At 56.4% G+C, this 17,472-nt stretch carries 14 protein-coding genes and 1 tRNA gene; 9 read left to right on the forward strand and 6 right to left on the reverse strand.

Translation table 11 applies throughout. From position 1 onward, the window contains the following. Positions 1–12: 12 nt before the first annotated feature. The 6 genes from GLP52_RS02795 to fabI all read right to left on the reverse strand — a co-directional run bounded on the left by GLP52_RS02795 (position 13) and on the right by fabI (position 7,117). Positions 13–1,053, reverse strand: a complete 1,041-nt coding sequence (locus tag GLP52_RS02795) for a succinylglutamate desuccinylase/aspartoacylase family protein (RefSeq protein WP_093732546.1) — start codon at positions 1,051–1,053, stop codon at positions 13–15. A 2-nt stretch (positions 1,054–1,055) separates the two neighbouring features. Continuing rightward, positions 1,056–2,567, reverse strand: a complete 1,512-nt coding sequence (trpE, locus tag GLP52_RS02800) for an anthranilate synthase component I (RefSeq protein WP_093732545.1) — start codon at positions 2,565–2,567, stop codon at positions 1,056–1,058. Between the two features lie 12 nt (positions 2,568–2,579). Then, positions 2,580–4,424, reverse strand: coding sequence for a peptidylprolyl isomerase (locus tag GLP52_RS02805; protein WP_237271511.1), 1,845 nt, complete (start codon positions 4,422–4,424; stop codon positions 2,580–2,582). 67 nt (positions 4,425–4,491) lie between these two features. Next, the gene (locus GLP52_RS02810) at positions 4,492–5,619 is read right to left on the reverse strand and encodes an aminotransferase (protein ID WP_414718558.1); all 1,128 of its coding nucleotides are present in this window, start codon (positions 5,617–5,619) and stop codon (positions 4,492–4,494) included. A 174-nt stretch (positions 5,620–5,793) separates the two neighbouring features. Next, positions 5,794–6,306, reverse strand: a complete 513-nt coding sequence (gpt, locus tag GLP52_RS02815) for a xanthine phosphoribosyltransferase (RefSeq protein WP_093732542.1) — start codon at positions 6,304–6,306, stop codon at positions 5,794–5,796. Between the two features lie 4 nt (positions 6,307–6,310). Beyond that, positions 6,311–7,117, reverse strand: coding sequence for an enoyl-ACP reductase FabI (fabI, locus tag GLP52_RS02820; RefSeq protein ID WP_093732541.1), 807 nt, complete (start codon positions 7,115–7,117; stop codon positions 6,311–6,313). Positions 7,118–7,336: 219 nt separating this feature from the next. On the opposite strand from fabI, the gene pdxH reads away from it, so the two are divergent. The 9 genes from pdxH (at position 7,337) to GLP52_RS02865 (ending at position 17,387) form a co-directional block, all read left to right on the forward strand. Further along, positions 7,337–7,942: a pyridoxamine 5'-phosphate oxidase gene (pdxH, locus tag GLP52_RS02825; protein WP_237271512.1), complete on the forward strand. Its 606-nt coding sequence runs from the start codon at positions 7,337–7,339 to the stop codon at positions 7,940–7,942. Between the two features lie 72 nt (positions 7,943–8,014). Then, positions 8,015–8,563 (forward strand): cold-shock protein, encoded by a 549-nt coding sequence (locus tag GLP52_RS02830; RefSeq protein WP_237271513.1) that lies wholly within the window; start codon positions 8,015–8,017, stop codon positions 8,561–8,563. Beyond that, the gene (locus GLP52_RS02835; protein WP_237271514.1) at positions 8,518–9,027 is read left to right on the forward strand and encodes a DUF192 domain-containing protein; all 510 of its coding nucleotides are present in this window, start codon (positions 8,518–8,520) and stop codon (positions 9,025–9,027) included. The genes GLP52_RS02830 and GLP52_RS02835 overlap by 46 nt, the downstream gene beginning before the upstream one ends. 74 nt (positions 9,028–9,101) lie before the next feature. Continuing rightward, a tRNA-Pro gene (locus tag GLP52_RS02840) sits at positions 9,102–9,178 on the forward strand. A 642-nt stretch (positions 9,179–9,820) separates the two neighbouring features. Continuing rightward, positions 9,821–13,474 (forward strand): vitamin B12-dependent ribonucleotide reductase, encoded by a 3,654-nt coding sequence (locus tag GLP52_RS02845; RefSeq protein WP_237271515.1) that lies wholly within the window; start codon positions 9,821–9,823, stop codon positions 13,472–13,474. An 872-nt stretch (positions 13,475–14,346) separates the two neighbouring features. Next, the gene (locus tag GLP52_RS02850; protein WP_237273353.1) at positions 14,347–14,730 is read left to right on the forward strand and encodes a hypothetical protein; all 384 of its coding nucleotides are present in this window, start codon (positions 14,347–14,349) and stop codon (positions 14,728–14,730) included. A gap of 14 nt (positions 14,731–14,744) precedes the next feature. Continuing rightward, a complete protein-coding gene (locus GLP52_RS02855) occupies positions 14,745–15,503 on the forward strand; it encodes a hypothetical protein (protein WP_237273586.1) in 759 nt (252 codons plus the stop codon). A 25-nt stretch (positions 15,504–15,528) separates the two neighbouring features. After that, positions 15,529–16,083 carry a TRAP transporter small permease gene (locus tag GLP52_RS02860; protein ID WP_138923106.1) on the forward strand — a complete coding sequence of 185 codons (555 nt, stop codon included), beginning with the start codon at positions 15,529–15,531 and terminating at the stop codon, positions 16,081–16,083. Beyond that, positions 16,080–17,387 (forward strand): TRAP transporter large permease, encoded by a 1,308-nt coding sequence (locus tag GLP52_RS02865; RefSeq protein WP_138923107.1) that lies wholly within the window; start codon positions 16,080–16,082, stop codon positions 17,385–17,387. The genes GLP52_RS02860 and GLP52_RS02865 overlap by 4 nt, the downstream gene beginning before the upstream one ends. The last annotated feature ends 85 nt before the right edge of the window (positions 17,388–17,472 follow it).

Raw genomic sequence — 17,472 nt, forward strand, 5'->3', positions numbered from 1 at the left:
GATGTGGCGAGCCTAGATAATCTCGTCTTCGTCGAACAGCGGGTCGCTTTCCAGTTGGGTGATCATGTCTTCGACTGTATCCGCCACGGCCTTTGGCAGCAGCTTGGCCAGATGAAACACCGCATCGCCCTCGTTCACCACAGGCAGGATCGCGCGGCCGATCAGGATGCCGTCATGGGGGGCGGTAATGTCTTCTTCAGTCTTGCCAAACGGATCAGAGACGGTTGCTAAAGCGTCGCCTTCTTTAACGGTTTCCCCCTCGGCCCTAAAGGTACGCAGCAGCCCACCGACCGGCGCGCGCAGCCAGGTAGAGCTGGAGCAAACATGGGATTGGCGGCGCGAGGGGGCGATGCCCTTGGCCGGCAGCATGTCTTCGACATGCATCACCCGCAGAATGCCCGCAACGCCCGCCCGCACAGCCATCTCGTCAAACCGCAGCCCTTCGCCCGCCTCGTACAGCAGCACGGGCGTGCCCTTGGCGGCAGCGACCGCGCGCAGCGATCCGTCGCGCAGGGGCGAGGTCAGCACCACCGGCGCAGCAAAGCTGGCGGCCATGCGCCGCGTGACGGCGTCTGATGGAGAAATACGCACCTGCGGCAGGTTGGTGCGATGGATCGCGGCAGAGTGTAGATCGATCCCGAAATCACAGCGCAGCACCACATCATTCAAAAAGATATGCGCCAGCCGCGATCCCAATGACCCCGAGGGATGCCCCGGAAAACAGCGGTTCAGATCGCGACGGTCCGGCAGATACCGCGACCGGTTCAAAAAGCCAAAGGAGTTTACCACCGGGATCACCAGCAGCGTGCCCCGCAAAGATTTCAACTGCGGCGCACGCAGCAGACGGCGCACGATCTCGACCCCGATCAGCTCGTCCCCGTGAACAGCGGCGCTGACAAACATGGTAGGGCCGGGGCGTTTGCCGTGGATCACTTCAAGTGAAAGACCGACAGGCGTGTGGTCCGGCAGGATCGAGATCGGCAAGTCGATCTGTGCCCGAGAGCCGGGTGCCACTTGTTGACCCGAAATCTCGAACGGGGCTTGCGTCGGCATCCTCAGCTGTTCCCTTGACCTGCAAACCGCGCCGCGTCGGCCGCCGCGCGGCGGATAGCGTCGGATTTATGCACCGTCTCCATATACTCCGCCTCTGCGTCGCTGTCATAAACAACACCACCACCGGCTTGAATATACAGGGTTTTGTCCTTGATGACGGCAGTGCGCAGCGCGATGCACATGTCCATGTCGCCGCCCGCGCTAAAATAGCCGACACCGCCGCCGTACAGCCCGCGTTTCTCGGGCTCCAGCTCGTCGATGATCTCCATCGCGCGAACCTTCGGTGCGCCCGAAACGGTGCCTGCGGGCATCCCCGCAAAGAACGCATCCAGCGCATCACGATCCTCGCGAAGCTCGCCCACAACGTTGGACACGATGTGCATCACATGGCTGTAGCGCTCGACGATGAACTCCTCGGTCGGACGCACCGTGCCGATCTTGGCAACACGGCCCACGTCATTGCGGCCGAGATCCAGCAGCATCAGATGTTCAGCCAGCTCTTTCTCGTCGGCCAGCAAGTCGGCCTCGAGGGCGCGGTCTTCCTCTGGCGTAGCACCACGACGGCGGGTGCCCGCGACGGGACGGATCGTGATCTCGTCACCGAACACTCGTACGAGGATTTCGGGCGAGGCCCCGACGACGTGAAAGTCACCGAAATTGAAATAGAACATGAAGGGCGACGGATTGGTCCGGCGTAAACTGCGATAGAGCGCGAACGGCGGCTGCGAGAACCCTTGCGCCCACCGTTGCGACGGCACCACCTGAAAGATGTCGCCCGCTACGATATAGTCGCGGGCTTTTTCAACGGCGGATTTATAGCCTTCGCGGGTGAAGTTGCTGACAGGGGCGGATTCCTCATGGGCGTCCCCCAGATCACGGCTGGTGCCGGGCATCGACCGTTCCAGATCGCGCACCGCATCCATCACACGCTCGGCGGCTTGGGCATAGGCGGCCTTGGCCGATTGTCCGTCCGACACCCAAGCGGGGGAGACGATGGTGACCTCGCCCTTGACCCCGTCCAGCACCGCAATCACCGAAGGGCGCACCATCATTGCATCGGGCAGCCCCAAGGGGTCGGGGTTCACATTCGGCAGATGTTCCACCAGCCGGATCATGTCATAGCCCAGATAGCCGAACAGCCCTGCGGCGGCTTGGGGCAGGTCATTGGGCAGGTCGATCTTCGATTCCGCGATCACCGCACGCAATGTATCAAGCGGGTCCCCCTCGACGTCGTCGAAGGCATCAACGTCATAGCGTGCCGCACGGTTGATCGCCGACGTGGTGCCCTGACAGCGCCAGATCAGGTCCGGCTTCATGCCGATGATGGAATAGCGCCCACGCACTTCGCCGCCGGTCACCGATTCCAATACGAAAGCGTTCTGCGCGGCACCGGTGAGTTTCAGCATCAACGAGACTGGCGTGTCCAAATCGGCTGCCAGGCGGGTGTAAACGATCTGGTTGTTGCCCGCCACATAGCCGGCGGCAAAGCTGTCATAATCGGGTGTCAACGACATGGGAGACCTACCTTAGGGGAAGTTCACGTGAACGGCGTCAATCGCCTGCTGGTCGACGCGCGGTGCCGTGCGGCGGATCACATCGTCGGAAAACGCAGCAAACAGCGCCTGAGAAAGCTGATCATCCAGCTGCGCGGCAATCTGGGTTTTGACCTGTGTCATCCGGTCATCCTCGGCTGCATCTTTTATGCGATCAAGGCGCACAAGTGCGACCTCGTCGGTGCCTTCAAGCAGCTTCACATCACCGGGTGCTGCATCAAACACAGCGGCAATGAATCCTTGGGGGGCAGCGCTGACAACCGCGTCACGAGATTGGTCAGACCCGGTCTTGGGCTCAAGCCCCAGCTCCGCGAAATCGCCCCCATCAGCAAGCTCTGCCTGCAGGGTTTCTGCCTTGGCACGCAGGGCGTCGATCAACTGTTCGTTTCGCCATGCCGCTGCCACATCGGCGCGCGCGGCGTCGAATGGGTTGGGGCGTTCTTCTTTCGTGCCGTCCAGACGCATGGCAAAGACGCTGCCGTCATCCAGCTGTTCGATCTGTGGAAAATCGTTCTCGGTCAGGCGCGTCGCAGCTTCGCGGAAACCGGCATAGGCGGCGATGCTTTCGCTGCTGTCCTGCGTCCATTCGATGGTGCTGAGGGTCATTTTGCTGTCTTCTGCGATCTGTTCGAGCGTGGCACCACCGGCCAGTTGATCGTCCAGATCACGGGCGCGGACCTCGACCAGACGTGCAGCGCGGTCGGCGGCCAGGTCTTGTACCAGCGTCGGGCGCGCCTCTTCGAATGTGGTATTCAGCGACGGCAGCACGCCGTTCACACGGAACAAAGCAGGCCCGAGGTTGCTGGGTAGGGGGCCAACAATATCGCCGACCTCAGCATTGAACACCGCGTCGCCCGCCGCGCCAAGCTGCTGCTGGCTCAGGTCCCCCAGATCTACATCTGACAGGGACAAACCACGGTCGGCCACAAGCGCCTCGAAGGTGGTGCCGTCGACCTCTAGTGCGGCGGCGGCCTGATCGGTAGCTTCCTGATCACGAAAGACCAGACGTTCGATCAGACGGCGTTCTGGCTGGATGTACTCGTCGGCGCGGTCGTCATAGGCTGCCTGCAGCTCTTCGTCGGTCAGCTCTACCTCGTCCAAAAGATCCTGCGGACCCATCGTGATGTAGGTGATTGTCTTGCTGGCGGGAAGCATGAAACGATCGGCATTGTCGTCATAAAAGGCTCGTAGCTGGGCGTCAGTCGCGTCGGGCAGGGGCGCATCAAGATCGTCTTGGGTCAGCTTGGCCCATGTAAAACTGCGCTGCTCGCCCACATAGGACACCAACGTGTTCGCATAGGCTTCGGGCATGGAAACACCGCCGGTGATTGCCTGTTGCAACAGCGTCCGGCCCGCTTCTTCGCGCAGCGATTGTTCGAATTCGTTTTCGTTCAGACCGGCCTGTTGCAGCGCGAAACGATAGCCCTCGCGATCAAAATTCCCGTCAACACCTTGGAAAGACGGAATTTCCACAACACGTTCGCGCAGGTTTGTGTCACCGATCGACAGCCCCATCTCGTCGGCCTCATTGTCCAGCGCGCGCAGACGCACCAGACGTTGCAGCACGGCGCGGTCCAGACCGATGGCTTGGGCTTCTTGAAAGCTAAGCTGTTCGCCGGACTGGCTTTCGATGGCGCGGATCTGTTGTTGCAGCTCGCGGGCATAATTATCGACGGATATCGATTTGTCGCCCACTTCGCCAACGGTGCGTGCGCTGCCATTCAGATTGACCGCCCCAAAACCGCCCAGACCCAGGATCAAAAGACCCATGAGCCCCCATACTGCGGTTTTCGTAAAGCTGTTGCCTTTGGCTTTCATGGTCTCATCCCTTAAACGCACATTTTGCCCTGTCTATGCGGTGCGTGGCAGGGGGGCAAGAGGCCCGTTAAACCTGTGTCAGGCGGTCAAACAGCACGTCGATCCCTGCGACATCCAGATTGGCAAAGGCGATCCGCAAATGACGTGCGCCGGTGGGGTCCTCTGTCGGGTGGAACATCGTGCCGGGCAAGGTCAGAACCGCCGCATCCCGTACCAGCCTCGGGGCCAGCAAGGCAGAGCTTTCCTCAAACGGATGGGACATATAGGCAAAATAGCCCCCAAGCCCCAAGAGCTTCCAGCCTTTGGCGTCCAACTGGTGCATGTTGTCCGCTATCGCCTGACGCCGCGCAAGGATTTCGCGCCGCTCGCCGGCAAGCCAGCTGTCAAGGTTCTGCATGCCCCAAAGGGCGGCATGCTGTCCGATCTGCCCGGGGCAAATTGCAACCGTATCAAGGAACTTCTCGACTTCGGTCAGCCGGTCTTCAGATGCGACAATCGCACCCACGCGGTGCCCCGTCAGACGGTACGCTTTGGAAAAGGAATAGAGGTGGATCAGCGTGTCATGCCAGTCGGGGTCTTGAAACAGACGGTGCGGCGGGCCTGAACGGCTGTCGAAATCACGATAGGTTTCATCTACGATCAGCGCGATGCCGCGGGCGCGGGCCAGATCGAAAAACGCCTGCACCAGCTCTTCGGGATATTCGACGCCGCCGGGGTTATTTGGCGTCACCAAGGCAATGGCGCGGGTGCGGTCGGTAATGAGCGAAGCTGCGTGATCGGGATCCGGTAAAAGCGCGTCGCCCACAGCCAGCGGCACGGCTGCCACGCCTGACATATCCAGCCACATCTTATGGTTAAAGTACCACGGCACCGGCAGGATCACCTCGTCGCCCTCGGCACAAAGCGTGGCAATCGCAGCGGCAAATGCCTGATTGCAGCCTGATGTAATTGCCGCCTGCGCAGGTTCCACGGCACCGGCGTAATGAGCGCTGACCTGAGCGGCCAGCTCGTCGCGTAATTCGGGCAGGCCCAGCACAGGGCCATAAAGATGCGCGTCGTCATTATTCAGCGCGACATCCGCCATCGCCTGACGCATTGCCTGCGGGGGCGGGTCGACAGGGGCAGCCTGACTGACGTTGATCAAGGGCCGGTCAGCGTCAAAATGGACGCCCGACAACCACCGGCGCGCCTCCATCACCGGGGGAGAGAAAGTCGCAGCGGTACGCGGGATCATGTCAAAGGTGCTCCAGGCTGGGCGAGGGAGGGGGGATCCGGCGAGCAGACCAGCGCAAAGTCTGACGCGGCGCGTAGCCGCTGCTTCCAAATGGTCCTAAATCCTCGCCGAAGGCATGTATTTTCGGGCGCGCGTTCAGTCCTTGCCGCGGTAGGGTTCGACGTATTGCAAGGCCATGTCCCAAGGAAAGAAAATCCACGTGTCCTGGCTGACCTCGGTGATGAACGTATCCACCTGCGGGCGTCCTTTGGGCTTGGCATAGACCGTCGCCAGATGTGCATTGGGATAAAGTCTGCGGACGACCTCGAGGGTTTTGCCTGAATCCACTAGATCGTCGATGATCAGGATGCCCGTTCCATCGCCCATCAGCTCTGCATCAGGGGCTTTAAGCACGACCGCATCTGATTGATCCTGATGGTCGTAGGACTTGATCGAAATCGTATCGACAGTGCGAATGTCCAGCTCGCGCGCGGCGATCATTGCGGGGGCCATACCACCACGGGTGATGGCGACCACAGCCCGCCAGCCGCCGTCGTCAGGGCCCATACCGTCCAATCGCCACGCCAGCGCCCGGCTGTCACGGTGAATCTGGTCCCAGCTGATGTGAAACCCTTTTTCGTGGGGCAGACGCGAGGCATCCTTGCTCATGTCGTTATTCCTTTGTCATGTCTGGGGCGTCGACGGCTTTCATGCCGACAACATGATAGCCCGCGTCCACATGCAAGTTCTCGCCCGTGGTGCCAGACCCAAGATCGCTGAGCAGGAACAGCGCCGATTTGCCCACATCGTCAATGGTGACATTGCGGCGCAGCGGCGAATTATATTCGTTCCACTTCATGATATAGCGGAAGTCGCCGATGCCCGAGGCGGCCAAAGTCTTGATCGGGCCGGCGCTGATCGCGTTGACGCGGATGCCGTCTTTGCCCAGATCTTCGGCCAAATATTTCACCGAAGCTTCTAGTGCAGCCTTGGCGACGCCCATCACGTTATAATGCGGCATCACTTTTTCCGCACCGTAATAGGTGAGGGTCACGGCACTGCCGCCCGGCTTCATCATCTTTTCCGCGCGCTGCATCACAGCGGTGAAGGAATAGACCGAGATGTCCATCGACATTGCAAAGTTGGCGCGGCTGGTATCCACATAGCGCCCGCGCAATTCGTTTTTGTCCGAGAACCCGATCGCGTGCACGATAAAGTCGATCCCGTCCCAGCGTTCGCCAAGAGAAGTGAACAGCGCATCGATCGACTCTTCCGACCCAACGTCACAGGGCAGAACCAGGTCGCTACCCAACTGTGCTGCCAGCGGGCCAACACGCTTTTTCAGCGCTTCGCCCTGATAGGAAAACGCCAGCTCTGCACCTGCGTCAGCAAGAGTGCGTGCGATTCCCCAGGCAATCGACTTGTCATTGGCAAGGCCCATGATAAGTCCACGTTTGCCTGCCATAAAGTCATTTGCCATTGTTTTTCCTTCGACTATGTCACTGAGCTTTTATCCGGTTTATGCTATTGATAGTTTGGCATCAAGGCTGCACGATGACCGCGGCTCTTTCAGAGCACTCCGTAGTAAGCCGCCTTGGCGGATCCAGGCGCGGGGGTGTCTTTAGTTGTTATTATATGTCATTTGATATACAGCAATGGCGCAAGATTGCGCTGCTGCGCATAGAAGGGGGTCAGGATTATGGAAGCGCGCAAAGGTATATTTGCCGGCGATAACCCTTTCGAGATCGCACGCCGCTGGCTCGATGAAGCCACAAATACCGAGATCAACGACCCGAACGCCATCGCGCTTTCCACTGTGGATGCGGACGGGTTGCCAAATGCTCGGATGGTTCTGCTGAAAGAGATAGAAGACGCGGCCTTTGTCTTTTACACCAATTATACCAGCGCCAAAGCGCAAGAACTGGATCACGCGGGCAAAGCCGCCTTTGTGATGCATTGGAAATCGCTGCGCCGACAAATTCGTGTGCGCGGCACCATTACGAAAGAAGAAGGCCCACAGGCGGACGCTTATTATAAATCACGTTCGCTCAAAAGCCGGTTGGGGGCTTGGGCCTCTGACCAATCGTCCCCTCTTGCCAGCCGCGCGGCCTTGGTCACCGAGGTGGCAAAGGTTACCGCCAAGAAGGGACCAAACCCAGACCGCCCCGCTTTTTGGGGCGGCTACCGGATTACGCCGGTTGAGATAGAGTTCTGGGCTGACGGAGAATATAGATTGCATGACCGTTTTGTCTGGCGACGTGCCGGACCAAGCGACGATTGGAGCGTAACGAGATTAAACCCGTAAGGCGATTTTTGTCGCTGATATTTTGTACGCGGGCACTTAGTTGCCTGACCTAGAGAAGACCAAAGGACATTTGTGTCAGAAGTATCCAGCAATAGCTCTGCCGTTTCCGGCGTGGTGAAATGGTTCGACCCCGCAAAGGGGTTCGGTTTCGTTGTCTCAGACTCAGGCGGGCCCGATATCCTGTTGCACGTCAATGTGTTGCGCAATTACGGTCAAAGCTCGGTTGCGGATGGTGCGCGAATTGATCTTACGGTTCACAAGACCGACCGCGGTGTGCAAGCGACGCAGATCCATGCCGTGCACCCGCCTGCGACAGCCCAGGCCATGGCCCTGTCCGATATTGTGGGCATCGACCCCGCCCTCGTGGCTGCGGCACCACTGGAACCTGCTCGGGTCAAATGGTTCGACAAGTCAAAGGGCTTTGGTTTCGCAAATGTGTTTGGCAAAAGCGAAGACATCTTTCTACATATAGAGGTGTTGCGCCAGTCGGGTTTGTCGGATTTGCAGCCGGGCGAGGCGCTGGCGCTACGCGTGATCCAAGGTGAGCGCGGGCAAATGGCGGCTGAGGTACATGCATGGGAAACGATACGGCTCGATTCATCTGGCACCGCGCGAAGCTGATCCGCACGGGCGTTCTGGCGCTTGCTGCGGTGGCCGTCGCAAGTGGCGCGTCTGCTGCGTGTCGCGCAGACAGCGTGACCTTGCGGGGGGACTGGGGGCAGGCGCGATTCAGCGTCGAGGTCGCCGATGATGACGGTGAGCGCGCCCAAGGGTTGATGCATCGCACATCGCTGCCGGGCAGTGCGGGGATGCTTTTTATCTATGACCGCCCCCAACGCCTTAGCTTTTGGATGCGTAACACATTGATTCCGCTGGACCTGTTATTCATTGATGCGCGGGGTGTGGTTCAGAATATCCACCGCAACGCCATTCCGCTCGACGAATCTCTGCTGGAGGGGGGCAGTGATGCGTTGCTTGCTGTGTTGGAAATCAACGGCGGGTTAAGCGCGCGCATGGGCATTACCACCGGCACACAGCTGCGACATCCTGCCTTTGCAGGGCGTAATCCCGCGTGGCCCTGTTAGTTCTTCAAAAACTATCGTTTTCTGTGCAGTTAGGGCTTTTCAATCCGATTGCTTGGGGCTAAGTAGGCCGCAGTCGGGGCGTGGCGCAGCCTGGTAGCGCACCTGTTTTGGGTACAGGGGGTCGGAAGTTCGAATCTTCTCGCCCCGACCACTTTAAGAACCACCACATATAGTGTTCCTGATCTGCTTCATGCAGATCAGAACGCTGTATTTGTGTGCAATCTTACGTTTTTGCAACAGAACCGCCTTCTAGATGTGGCCAAATGGCCCCGCTTTGCAGCCTAGATCTGGTGACGGCTAAAAAAATAATAGTCCACAGTTCAGCATTTCTTATCCCCAGCCGGCTGTGCGGTGTTTTGTGGATAACTCAGGCGATGCATGAGGCAACTGTGCTAAACTCCAGTGTCTGTTAACTTTATCCGAGATGCCAAATTCGGGTCACCCCGTTTGTGCTCTGTGCATATCATTTTGCTGAATCGCCGCATTCGCCAAAGCTTCAAAAAATGCCGATCCGGTCAAGCCTCTAGTTTCCGAAAGACAATAATAAACCCGTTGACCCGATAGGGCCGCATACGTCAGTTTGTGTGAGTTGATGGGCGCGGCACTATATCTGGTGTCAGATGGGGGCGGCGCTTGGATCAGGTGACTTCAGGTACCGCGGGTTTGCGCCAGTCAAAATGGCACCGATGCGGGGCTGGCCTGACCGGTGTACAGGCGACGGTGCACATCTGCGACAGCGTCGTGCGGCTTCATCATGCCGCGGGTTAAGAGTTTGGAAATTGGGGCGGCACTTATGAAAATCGAAAGAAAATTCACGCAATCCGGTCAGGATGCATATGCTGAACTGGACTTTGTGAGCACCGCCTCCGAAATCCGCAATCCTGACGGGTCAGTGGTTTTTCGCCTCGATAACGTCGAAGTACCCTCAAGCTGGAGCCAGGTCGCCTCTGATGTGATTGCCCAGAAGTATTTCCGCAAAGCGGGCGTGCCCTCCGAGACCAAGAAGGTCAAAGAAAAGGGGGTGCCGGAATTCCTGTGGCGTTCCGTGCCCACCGAAGATGCCACGATGGGCGGAGAGACGTCCTCCAAGCAGGTGTTTGACCGTCTGGCTGGCGCTTGGGCATACTGGGGCTGGAAAGGTGGCTATTTCACCACCGAAGAGGACGCCCAAGCCTATTATGACGAGATGCGCCACATTCTGGCCAGCCAACGCGGTGCGCCCAACAGCCCGCAATGGTTCAACACCGGTCTGCACTGGGCCTATGGCATCGATGGCCCGGCACAGGGGCATTATTACGTCGATTATAAAACCGGCAAGCTGACGCGTTCGACCTCCTCTTACGAACACCCGCAGCCCCATGCGTGTTTCATTCAGTCGGTTGCTGACGATCTGGTCGGCGACGGCGGCATCATGGATCTATGGGTCCGCGAAGCGCGTCTGTTCAAATATGGCTCGGGCACGGGCACCAACTTTTCCAGCCTTCGCGGGGCAGGGGAGAAGCTTTCGGGGGGCGGTAAGTCGTCGGGTCTGATGGGCTTTCTCAAGATCGGGGACCGTGCGGCGGGCGCGATCAAGTCTGGCGGCACAACGCGGCGTGCGGCGAAAATGGTAATCGTCGATGCGGACCACCCCGATATCGAGGATTTTATCAACTGGAAGGTCATCGAAGAGCAGAAGGTCGCGTCTATCGTCGCCGGCTCCAAGATGCATGAACGCGAGCTGAACAAGCTTTTCGCCGCGATCAAGGCGTGGGATGGGACGCAGGCCGATGCCTATGACCCCGTTAAGAACGATCAGCTGAAGGCAGCAATCCGCAGCGCCAAAAAATGCGCGATCCCAGAGACATACGTCAAACGCGTTCTGGATTACGCCAAGCAGGGTCATACCTCGATCGAATTCCCGACCTATGACACCGACTGGGATTCCGAAGCCTATTCGTCCGTTTCGGGCCAGAACTCCAACAACTCGATCCGTGTGACCAACGCGTTCTTGCATGCCGTCGAAAAAGACGCCGATTGGGAACTGCTGGACCGCACCACAGGGCGCGTGTCGAAAACCATCCGCGCCCGTGATCTGTGGGAGCAGGTCGGCCACGCTGCATGGGCCTGCGCGGATCCGGGCATCCAGTACCACGACACGGTCAACGACTGGCACACCTGCCCAAAAGACGGCGCGATCCGCGGATCAAACCCTTGTTCAGAATACATGTTCCTGGACGACACGGCCTGTAACCTCGCGTCGATGAACCTACTGACCTTCCTGCAAGATGGGGAGTTCATGGTCGAAGACTATATGCATGCCTCGCGTCTGTGGACTGTCACGTTGGAAATTTCGGTGATGATGGCGCAGTTCCCGTCCAAGGAAATCGCGCAGCGGTCCTATGACTTCCGCACGCTGGGTCTGGGCTATGCCAACATTGGCGGCTTGCTGATGAACATGGGCTTTAGCTACGACAGTGTTGAAGGCCGTGCGCTATGTGGTGCGCTGACCGCGATCATGACCGGCGTATCTTATGCAGCCTCGGCCGAGATGGCCGGCGAATTGGGGGCCTTCCCGGGCCATGCCAAGAACGCAGACCACATGCTGCGCGTCATCCGCAACCACCGCAACGCGGCATATGGAAATGCAGACGGCTACGAGGCACTTTCGGTCAAGCCCGTACCGCTGGATCATGCGAACTGCCCTCAAGGCAACCTGATCGCCATTGCAACGGCAACATGGGACGAGGCCTTGCGCCTTGGCGAGAAGCACGGGTATCGCAACGCGCAAACGTCTGTGATCGCGCCCACGGGCACCATTGGTCTGGTCATGGATTGCGACACCACCGGGATCGAGCCTGACTTTGCGCTGGTAAAATTCAAGAAACTCGCGGGCGGAGGTTATTTCAAAATTATCAACCAATCCGTACCTGCGGCGCTTGAAAAGCTCGGCTACGGCTCTGCCCAGATCGAAGAGATGGTAAGCTATGCCGTCGGTCACGGCACCATCGGGAACGCACCCGCGATTAACCACACCACGTTGGTTGGCCACGGTTTCGGTCCTAACGAGCTGGCCAAGATTGACGCGGCGCTGGCGCAGGCCTTTGACATCCGCTTTGTCTTTAACCAATGGACCCTGGGCGAGGAGTTCTGCACCCAAGTCCTTGGCATCCCTGCCGAAAAGCTGAATGATCCGACGTTTGACCTGCTGAAATCTTTGGGCTTCTCCAAGAAAGACATCGAAGCAGCCAACGATCACGTTTGCGGCACAATGACCCTGGAAGGCGCGCCGTTCCTCAAGACTGAACATTACAGCATCTTTGACTGTGCCAATCCCTGCGGCAAGAAGGGCAAGCGCTACCTGTCTGTGAATAGCCATATCTACATGATGGCCGCAGCACAGTCGTTTATCTCGGGGGCGATCTCCAAGACGATCAACATGCCAAACGACGCCACCATCGAAGACTGCCAAAGCGCGTACGAGCTTTCCTGGTCCCTCGGGGTAAAAGCCAACGCGCTCTACCGTGACGGATCGAAACTGTCGCAGCCCTTGGCTTCTGCGCTGGTCGAAGATGACGACGAGGCGGCAGAAACACTGGAATCCGGCACCGCCCACGAGAAGGCTGTCGTGCTGGCTGAAAAGATCGTCGAGAAAGTTATTGTCAAAGAGATCATCAAATCGCACCGCGAAAAGATGCCTCAGCGGCGCAAGGGCTATACCCAAAAGGCCAATGTGGGCGGGCACAAAGTCTATCTGCGCACCGGTGAATACGAAGACGGCTCCTTGGGCGAGATCTTTATCGACATGCACAAGGAAGGCGCGGGCTTCCGCGCGATGATGAACAATTTTGCCATCGCCGTGTCCGTGGGCCTGCAATACGGTGTCCCGCTCGAGGAATTCGTTGACGCGTTCACCTTCACCAAGTTCGAACCCGCCGGCATGGTGCAAGGCAATGACAGCATCAAGAACGCGACCTCGATCCTGGACTATGTGTTCCGCGAACTGGCCGTGTCTTATTTGGATCGGACCGATCTGGCCCATGTCCAGCCTGAAGGTGCCAGCTTTGACAGCATCGGACGCGGAGATCAGGAGAGCGTTGCGAACGTCTCAGAACTCTCGGAAACTGCGGCAACGCGGTCACTGGAAGTTCTCAGGCAGATCAGCTCTACCGGTTATCTGCGCAACCGGATGCCGCAAGATTTGGTCTTGCTGCAAGGCGGGCAGGGGCCGGGCGGCACCCAGACCCTGGACCGTGCGATGCCACAGGCTGTGCAGCAATCCGCCTCCACGACCATGGGGTCAACCACTGCGGTCTCGAGCAGCGCAGTCAGCATGGACGCACGGGTAAAGGCAAAGATGCAAGGCTACGAGGGCGAAGCCTGTGGCGAATGCGGAAACTACACTCTGGTCCGCAACGGCACCTGCATGAAGTGCAACACCTGCGGCGGCACATCCGGCTGCAGCTAAGCCAAGTTGAGCGGGTGTGTTAAAAAGCCAAGCATATGAAGCCCATTTCGAGTGTTTCGGCGGCCATTTACAGGGTGATTAACGCCCAGTTCGCGTAAGTTGTTGATTTTATTCACGCGGGCTGGGGGCAGATCCTTTATGGAGTTTGATGGTCTAGTACAGCAATCACGGAGGGGAACGAGACATCTTTTGGGGGCATGAGGGTACAAACGGAATAGCATCGAGCCCTAGTGCGGCTTCAAGATCTTAGCAGTTTCGAAATGAGAAAAGAGATAGTTTCTTCTCTCATTCCATCGAACAGGGGGCCGGTGCGCAAGCCCCTAGCGACGGCCAAGCCGCAGGCATAAAACAAACGAGTGGTAAACGATGTGCTTGGCTATGAGAAACTTAGGGTGCCCTCCGGGCACCTTTTTTCGTTTCTATACCAACAAGCAATAGCGCTATGGAATTCGCAGTGTGGTGATAGATTGAACTTTGATAGCTAATTCTGAGTAATAAGGTCCGCATTGCACTCGAAATCCGCGCTGCTGCTCAGCGAACGTCGGTGTCTACGACTTGATTTTTGGAGCTAGTGCAAGGGTGTAAAGTTTCTTCATTTTGGAAATGGCTGTGAAATACAGAATCATCAAACACTTTTCGTAATTACCTAAAATTTGGTCCTCGGGTTTTGAAGTTCGTTCCATATCTTGCCATAGGTTTGGTATCTTTTGAGTGTAGGATGTTGGTTTAACTATATGATAGTAAATGAGTTTTACCAATATAATGAGTATACTTGATAAATAATCCGTCTCAGTGCATCATTTTTTTGTCAGATATCTGAGTCTGGCGAGGGGAGTGCTTTGGCCCAAGCGGCTAAAGCGAGGAGGAGGAAAGTGATGCAGAAAAATAATCTAATAAAGGTGGCCGCTGCGCTAAGTTTAATGTCAGCCGCTGGGGTTGCTCAGGCCGATACAATGCGGATCGCCCACGGGTTCCCGGCTCAATCAATTGTAGATGATACCTTTAAAACGCTCGCGCAACATGTCGAAGAAAATACTGATCTTGATACCGAAGTTTTCGCGCTAACGGTGCTGGATCTCAAACAAGCTTCACCAGGGCTAACATCTGGCGTGGCGGATTCTACTATGCTGTTAACCGCCTATTTTCCAAGCGAGTTTTCTGAACAGAATTTCGTCGCAGATCTGACAATGGTTGCTAATTTGGGAGAACGGCCAACCAGCATCGGTGCGACGGTGCGACGGTGGGTGGGGCGTTGATGGAATATGTCACAATGCAATGTCCTGAGTGCGTAGAGCAGAATTTGGCTCAGAACCAGATTGGGCTAGCGTTCGCACCAGGTTCTCAATTCTCGTTGCTGTGCAAGGAGCCCATATCATCGGTCGCTGACGTCAGGGGCCGTGCGATACGTGGTCCAGTGAGTGTATTTCGACGTTGGGCTGAAACCATGGGGGCCTCACCGATAACGATTTCTGCGAATGAAGTTTTCGATGGTCTAAATCAGGGCCTTGTCGATTGCACTATCAACGCAGTGGGCGAAATGAGTAACCTAAGCCTTTTTGATGTTGTCGGTGGAATTACTCCGGGCATGCCAGGAGGGACATTTGGCGGCTCGGGTATCGGGCAGTTGAACCTTGATTTTTGGCTGAGCCTTTCGCTCGAGGATCGCAAGGCAGTGGCGCGTGGTATGTCGAAAGCCACCGCTTTCATGGTTACCGGATACATGAAGCAAGAAGTGATAGACCTTCAAACCGCACGTGATCAAGGAATTGCGATAGTTGAGTCTGATCCCGATCTGAAATCTGCAACTGAAGCATTCATCAAGGATGATATCGAGACAATCAAAGCGATCTATCGCGATGATTTCGGCTTGGAAAAAGTTGATGAAAAAGTCGAAACTTTCATAGGATTGTTGGAAAAATGGAAAGCTTTGACCGACCCACTTGATCCGACTGACACTGAAGCTTTAACCGAGCTGTACTGGACCGAAATACATTCGAAGTTGAACCTTGAAACCTACGGCCTGAATTAGGCTGTTGGATAATGGGGTTCCAATCATGATTAAAAACAATCTTCGCCCAGGGTCAATTGGACTTTGGGCGGCGGTCGACAAGATTGTCGATCTACTCATGGTGGCGGCTGTAATTGCTGTCCTGCTTATGATGTCACATGTCACGGCTGACGTTATCAGCCGCTTGATTCTCGGTCGGTCTCTTCCTGGGACAATCGTAATCGTATCTGAATACTATATGGTTGCCTGCGCATTTTTACCTTTGGCGTATACCGAGCGACTGGGACAGCACATATCCATGGACGCAATTTCTGGACTGTTGCCTCGGCGATGGGGGCAGTTTCAAGTTGCTTGCGGGCATTTGGTTACGCTGGTCGTGTTCAGCTTGCTTACCTACAGCGCTTGGTTGACGGCGTTAAAAAAATACAAACTTGGGGCCTTCGACATGGAATCCGGCCTGCGTTTGTACGTATGGCCGTCCTACTGGCTATTGCCGGTAGGGTGCGGTGTTTTGTGCCTATTCGTAGCCATGCGCTTTTTGCAGTTCTTAATTGGTAGATTGCCCGAAAACGAACCGCTACGCGGAGATAGTCAATTATGAGCAATCTTGAAATAGGCCTGATTTGCATAGGTGTCCTTGTTTTTTTGGTGGCGAATAGGGTCCCGATTGGATTTGCTCTTATTGGCGTGTCCTTTGTAGGAATTTACTGGATCAGTGGACCAAGAGCCGCTTGGGGAACCATCAGTCTTGTGCCGCAGACATTTGCAGCCACATGGACACTGAGCTCGATTCCGATGTTTCTTATGATGGGCTATGTCAGCTACCGGGCGGGGCTAACGCGCGGTCTGTTCAAATGCGCTCGTCTATGGCTATCGGCGTTGCCGGGAGGCTTGGCGGTAGCTTCTGTATTTGGGGCCGCTGGTTTCGCAGCCGTCGCAGGCTCCTCCATCGCATGCTCGGCCGCGATGGGTAGGATCGCTTTCCCAGAAATGGTCAAATATAACTATGATCCAAAGCTTGCGGCTGGCACCCTAGCCGTAGCCGGGACGCTTGGGGCTCTTATTCCCCCGTCAATCCTGATGATCCTATACGGTATTATAGCGCAGGTCCCAATTGCGTCACTTTTTGTGGGCGGGATATCTGTCGGTCTGATCACAGCACTTGGTTACATCGGATTGATTATTGTGCGGGTGAAGTTGAAGCCTGAACTTGCGCCGGCGGTAAACGAAGAGATCACTTGGGGAATGCGTTTCAGGGCGCTAAGGGAGACAATACCGATCTTAGTATTGGTCCTGGGGGTGTTCGGAGGTCTTCTCGCTGGGTTCTTTACACCCACAGAGGCGGGAGCGGTGGGATCGGTGCTCTCGATACTTATTTCGATTGCGTCTCGTTCTTTAAGCTTCGAAGACCTCTGGGAAGCAGCGGTCGAAACCTTAACCACCACGTCTGGCCTTTTTATAATCGGTTGTGGCGCAGCTTTACTTATACGTTTCCTCGCGCTCAGCGGTTCAGGAGAATTCATAACAAATCTAGTTATCGGTTTTGGTTCGGATCCGATATTCCTGATCCTCGGGATCGCAGTAATATACCTTGTTTTGGGTATGTTTCTCGAACCCATCGGCGCAATGCTGCTAACACTTCCAATCGTGCTACCTATTGTCGAGACGGCTGGATTTAACCTCATTTGGTTTGGCGTCTTCCTAACCAAACTTCTTGAGATCGGAATGATTTCGCCTCCAATGGGAATGAATGTCTTTGTCATCAAAGGGGTTGTTGGCGACAAGGTATCTCTAGGTGGTATTTTTCAGGGAATTTTGTGGTTTCTGATGATTGACTTGGTCATCGGCAGCATACTTGTCGCCTTCCCAGAGTTGGTATTGATACCGGTCTCATGGTTGAATTAGAGGTTAGGCCGGTAAAATTTTTATTGGCCTAACGCACATACGTTTCTACGCTTAGACAAGCTTGGTGAAAACCAGCTCAGAAGAT

Origin of the sequence: Sulfitobacter sp. M22 (assembly GCF_021736025.1) — a bacterium.
In the GTDB taxonomy this organism is placed as follows: Bacteria; Pseudomonadota; Alphaproteobacteria; order Rhodobacterales; family Rhodobacteraceae; genus Sulfitobacter; species Sulfitobacter litoralis.